Consider the following 5,909-nt stretch of genomic DNA (forward strand, 5'->3'; position numbering starts at 1 on the left):
TCATTTTTAGCGATATATCCAAGGTTTTTCTCAACATCACCTTGTAACCCTAAAATATCATTTTCAGCAACACTCAATCTAGAATCAGCTTGACCAACCATTTCTGAAACTTTTGTAGGATCTAGATTATTCACTTGCGATCTTAAAGCATCTAAATTGCTATAGAAATTCTTAAATATGGCATCATTGTCACTCTGAATTGAGGCGATTGAAATATCTACATATTCTTTAAGAAGTGTATTCTCAGCTGCAACGTTTTCTACCTCGTCCATAGCATTTTGTAACTCAGCTATATCTTCTTCATTTTGTTTGCTTCTATCAGCCAAGTCTTGTAGTTCTTTACCTGCCTTCTCAAAAATTTTTGTATAACTGTTGCCAGTGCCAGCTTTAGCTATATCAGTATCCACACTTTTAGCCACTGCCACGCCGCTTAACGCAACTCCCACGGCCGCTGTTAAAGCTAATAATTTAAAATTTGTTTTTATAACAAGTTCTCCTTTTATTTTTGTATTCGATGCCATTCAACTTTATATTAAATGAAGTCTCAGATTCTCACAGTTGTTTTTATTAAAAACAACTTACCACTTTTTTAATTTATTTAGATTAAAAATAATCGGCTCGGATTCTATATTTTATCTGTTTTTATGTCAATTTATGCATCCTTCCAAATTACCACCGCACTTTGCGGCAAAAAACAAAGCACCAGTGGGGACACTGGCGCTATCGGAGTGTCGCTGGCGCTATCGGATTTCCTCGCTAAATCATGCCTTACGATTTAGCCATTGCATATATTCTGCTACGCCTTCCGCTACGGATTTAAACTCATTTTGATAGCCAGCTTCACGCAATTTAGTTAAATTGGCTTGAGTATATTCTTGATAACGAGATTTTAAATGTTCTGGGAATGGGATAGTTTCAATTTCGCCTTTGCCATGATATTTCACCACAGCTTTCGCCACTTCTTCAAAACTTTCCGCTTTACCTGTACCGCAGTTATAAATACCAGAAATGCCATTTTGCCATGCCCATAAATTCACTTTTGCCACATCGCCCACATAAACAAAATCACGCAAGAAATGTTCTGAACCAGCAAATAATTTCGGATTTTCGCCCTTCAACATTTGGTTGTTCAAATGAAATGCCACACTTGCCATTGAGCCTTTATGTTGCTCACGAGGACCATAAACATTGAAATATTTAAAACCGCACACTGGCGAATTTGCTTCTGGCAGAATTTGACGTACATATTCATCAAATAAGAATTTTGAATAGCCATACACATTCAATGGTCCTTCAAATTCACGCCCTTCAATAAAATCCGTTTTATCGCCATAAGTCGCCGCACTTGAAGCATAAAAGAAAGGAATTTCACGTTCTAAACAATAATGCAATAACTCTTTTGAATATTCGTAGTTGTTTTGCATTAAATATTTACCATTCCATTCCGTTGTTGCCGAACAAGCACCTTGATGGAAAATCGCATCAATATCACCGAAATCATCGCCTGCAACGATAGAGGCAATAAAATCTTCTTTATCACAATAATCTGCAATATCTAAATCCACTAAATTGACAAATTTTGTACCATCGGTAAGGTTGTCTACCACCAAAATATCTCGGCGTCCCATATCGTTTAATGCTTTGACGATATTGCTACCAATTAATCCTGCACCACCTGTGACAATAATCATAATTCGTTTCCTCTGTTGTCAAAATTTTGCTTATTCTAAAAGATTTTTGCCTAAAAATCTTATTTCTCTTCGTTATCTACTCGAATGGCAACTAACTTCTCAACATTGACATCATTATGTAGCAAATCAATCTCTGGCATGGTCTTATTCGCTTTCGCAGATAAATCTTTAAAGCGTTCTACTTTGCCCACCAAGCCTTGTTGCCCCACAAGCGCAGTCACAGTGCTGTTATAGTGACTACTTACTGCAGACAAACTGTTGCCCAATTTATTCAAACGTTCTGCCACTACACAAACTTGATTATAAATTTCCCCCGCTTTTGCACTAATTTCTTTGGCTTCAAGGTTGCCTCGTTCAATACGCCATAAATTTGCTACGGTACGTAAAATCGGCATTAATGTGGTATGAGAAACTAAAATTACATTCTTTTCATAGCCATAGTTAAATAGCCCCGCGTCATATTTCATTGCTTCAATATAAGCTGGCTCAAGTGCAACAAACATCAACACAAAATTTGGGCTACGCATACCAATCAAATTGCTGTAATCCTTGCGTGATAAGTCGTCGATATGATTTTTTAAGGCTTTCACATGCTCTTGCAAACCTAGCTTACGCTGATTTTCATCCTCAGAATTGACCGCACTTTCATAGGCGACCAAAGACATTTTACTGTCAATAATCAAGTGCTTATTGTCTGGTAAATGCAAAATAAAATCAGGATAGTTAGGCTTGCCTTGATCATTTTTAAAATGGGCTTGTGCACTATAATGTTCATTCTCAATTAAGCCTGCCATCTGCAATGTACGTTCTAACTGAACCTCACCCCAATTCCCCAAGGTTTTCTTCTCGCCTTTTAACGCTGAAGTCAAATTATTGGCATCTTTTGACATAGCCAAACCAATATCCAGCACTTTTTTAATTTCACTTTCAAGATTGGCGTTACCTTTCAAAGACTCAGAATGAATTTCATTGACACGTTTTTGAAAACCCTCAATTTGTTCACGAAACGGTTTCAATAAGCTATCTAAGGTTTGTTGATTAGTTTGATTAAAGCGCTGGCTTTTTTCTTCTAAAATTTGATTTGCCAGATTTTGAAACTCAACACTAAGTTGTTGTTTGGATTGCACAAAATTCTGTTGCTGCTCCACAAAATTCTTTTCTTTTTCACTTAAAGTGACTTTAAGTTCCGTTAATTCTTGTTGAAGTGCGGTATGTTTTTGATTTAAATCTAACCATGCACGCTCTCGCCCTTCTTTTTCTGTACGACTTTGATTTAATTGTTGCTGCAAACTTTCCGCCTGCGCACTTGCTACACCAAAGCGCTCTTTCAATCCTGTGATTTGCTGGGCAATTTGCTCCGCTCGCATTTGTTCTTCATCTAATTCTTTTTGCAAATATTGGATTTTTTCATCACGCTCAGCCAAGCGAATTTGGCTACTTTCAACCAGTGTTTGAGCCTTGACAACTTGTTGCTCAAGTTGATTTTTTGCTTCTGCTAAACTCTCATACTTGGCAAGCAATTGATTGAAATCATTGATATTTTTATTTAAATCTTGTTGCAATTCCTGCACATCTCTTTTTTTGCGAGCAAGCATAAAAAGCAAAATGATACAAATGATAAGAAATAAAAGTGCGGTAATAAAAACAGGATTTTCAACTGATAGCATGGGGTTTCCTTATGAAATATAAAAAGGGCTAAAAAGCCCTTTTTTATCTAGCTAGAATTATGCAAAATACTGCGCTAAATCATCACTTCCGCCAATATATTTACCACCAATGAAGACTTGTGGCACGCTTGTTTTACCAGTAATCGCGCGAACAGAAATCGTACTTGCATCACGTCCTAAAACGATCTCTTCAAAAGCATAACCTTTTTCTTTCAATAGCGCTTTTGCTTTTGCACAGAATGGGCAACCAGGTTTTGTGATAATTGAAACTGAAGGTTTTGCTGTCCAATTTGGATTTAAATATTTAATCATTGTATCTGCATCAGATACTTTAAATGGATCGCCTGGCTCTTGCGGCTCAATAAACATTTTCTCAACAATGCCGTTTTTCACTAGCATAGAATAACGCCAAGAGCGTTTACCAAAACCAAGATCAGCTTTATCTACAAGCATTCCCATGCCATCAGTAAACTCACCATTACCATCAGGAATAACTGTAACATTTTCGCTTTCTTGATCTGCTTTCCATGCATTCATAACGAATGTATCGTTAACAGACATACAAATAATATCATCTACACCTAATGCTTTGAATTCGCAAGCTAGCTCATTATAACGAGGTAAATGTGTTGATGAACAAGTCGGAGTGAAAGCGCCTGGTAAAGAAAATAATACAACTGTTTTATTATCAAATAACTCAGCAGTTGTAATATCAACCCATTGATCACCTTGGCGTGTACGGAATGTTACTTGAGGAACTTTTTTTCCTTCCATTGTCATAATCCTTTCTCCCATAAAGATTAGTTGATAAAAAAATATGATTTATATTAAAACCATGTTATAGTTTATAACAATCAAAAATCAGTTATTTAATCGTTACTTTCTATAATAGGTGTGTAAATGAATATCCGAGATCTTAAGTATCTAGTTTCTTTAGCTGAACATAAACATTTTCGTCGTGCTGCCGATGCATGCCATGTAAGCCAGCCCACATTAAGTGGACAAATAAGAAAGTTAGAAGATGAGTTAGGGATTATATTATTAGAAAGAACAAGCCGTAAAGTTTTATTTACCCAATCAGGATTACTTTTAGTCGATCAAGCCAAAACAGTTTTACGAGAAGTAAAACTCTTAAAAGAAATGGCGAGTAATCAAGGTAAAGAAATGACTGGGCCACTACATATAGGCGTAATTCCAACTATTGGACCTTATTTATTACCTTATATTGTTCCCGCTTTAAAACAATCCTTCCCTGACTTAGAGCTATTTTTATACGAGGCTCAAACTCAGCACCTTTTAGAACAATTAGAAACAGGTCATTTAGACTGCGTCATTTTAGCATCTGTCACTGAAGCAGAATCTTTTATTGAAGTGCCAATGTTTAATGAACGAATGCTACTAGCCGTGTCAGAAAAACACCCCTTATCTCAAGAACAATCTATTAAAATGGATAAACTAAAAGGCTGTGAAATGCTTATGTTAGATGATGGACATTGTTTAAGAGGCCAAGCTCTAGGTTATTGTTTCACAGCAGGTGCAAAAGAGAATCAGCATTTTCGCGCAACCAGTTTAGAAACATTACGCAACATGGTTTCAGCCAATACAGGTATTACTCTAATGCCTGAATTAGCTGTTTTAAATGAAGGTACTAGGAAAGGGGTAAAATACCTCCCATGCATATATCCAGAACCATCTCGTACAGTTTCTCTAATTTATCGCCCAGGTTCTCCATTGAGAGTTAGATATGAACGTATAGCAAATAAAATTAGTGATGTAGTAAAACCTCTACTAAATCAATAGGAGCGACTATGGCAGCTGGCACTCGTGCAGTACAAAAGGAAAAAACCCGTCGAGCATTAATAGATGCAGCATTTAATCAACTTAGTGCAGAAAAAAGTTTCTCCAACTTGAGTCTACGAGAAGTTGCAAGAGAGGCTGGCATTGCACCCACATCTTTCTATCGCCATTTCAAAGATATGGATGAATTAGGCTTGGAAATGGTTGATCAAGCTGGGCTTATGCTACGTCAATTAATGCGACAAGCTAGAAAAAGGATTGCTAATGGAGGAAGTGTCATCAGTATTTCTGTTGAGACATTTTTTGAATTCATTACCAACAATCCAAATATATTTAGACTTTTGTTGCGAGAAAGCTCAGGAACATCTCAATCTTTCCGTACTGCAGCCGCAAGAGAAATTAAACATTTTATTGATGAACTTGCTGAATATATATCTGAAAAAAACAACTACCCACAAGATATAGCCTATGTTCAATCTGAAGGTATTGTAACTTTAGTTTTTACAGCAGGTGCAAACGCTTTAGATATGAATAAAAAAGAACGTGAACAGCTAAAAGAGCGGGTCATTTTACAACTAAAAATGCTCGCTAAGGGAGCTGATTATACAGCAAATAAAATGAGTAAATAGACTTATATTCCTCCTCAACTTCTTTATCAAAGTCGTCACTAAATGAATACAGCACATCTCGGGAATTCAATAAATTTGAGTAAAGCTCGCCGTTCACCACAGCTAACGAGCCTCTCCCATAATTT

Annotated in this window: 6 protein-coding genes; 2 read left to right on the forward strand and 4 right to left on the reverse strand. The window is 36.5% G+C overall.

From position 1 onward, the window contains the following. The 4 genes from B0186_RS11405 to B0186_RS11420 form a co-directional block, all read right to left on the reverse strand. The coding region (locus B0186_RS11405; RefSeq protein WP_143411980.1) for a hypothetical protein at window positions 1-521 on the reverse strand (521 nt) is incomplete at its 3' end. Between the two features lie 240 nt (window positions 522-761). After that, complete coding sequence (gene rfaD / locus B0186_RS11410) at window positions 762-1,691, reverse strand: ADP-glyceromanno-heptose 6-epimerase (protein ID WP_078219582.1); 930 nt, start codon at window positions 1,689-1,691, stop codon at window positions 762-764. Window positions 1,692-1,750: 59 nt separating this feature from the next. Continuing rightward, window positions 1,751-3,358, reverse strand: a complete 1,608-nt coding sequence (locus B0186_RS11415) for a DNA recombination protein RmuC (protein WP_078219583.1) — start codon at window positions 3,356-3,358, stop codon at window positions 1,751-1,753. A gap of 57 nt (window positions 3,359-3,415) precedes the next feature. Then, window positions 3,416-4,138 (reverse strand): glutathione peroxidase, encoded by a 723-nt coding sequence (locus tag B0186_RS11420; RefSeq protein WP_078219584.1) that lies wholly within the window; start codon window positions 4,136-4,138, stop codon window positions 3,416-3,418. A gap of 120 nt (window positions 4,139-4,258) precedes the next feature. Here B0186_RS11420 and oxyR point away from each other — a divergent pair, with 120 nt between their 5' ends. Together oxyR and fabR are read left to right on the forward strand one after the other, a co-directional pair. Further along, the gene (gene oxyR, locus B0186_RS11425; protein WP_078219585.1) at window positions 4,259-5,158 is read left to right on the forward strand and encodes a DNA-binding transcriptional regulator OxyR; all 900 of its coding nucleotides are present in this window, start codon (window positions 4,259-4,261) and stop codon (window positions 5,156-5,158) included. Between the two features lie 8 nt (window positions 5,159-5,166). Next, a complete protein-coding gene (gene fabR / locus B0186_RS11430) occupies window positions 5,167-5,784 on the forward strand; it encodes an HTH-type transcriptional repressor FabR (protein WP_078219586.1) in 618 nt (205 codons plus the stop codon). Window positions 5,785-5,909: the final 125 nt, after the last annotated feature.

This window comes from Canicola haemoglobinophilus (assembly GCF_002015075.1).
Classification (GTDB): Bacteria; Pseudomonadota; Gammaproteobacteria; order Enterobacterales; family Pasteurellaceae; genus Canicola; species Canicola haemoglobinophilus.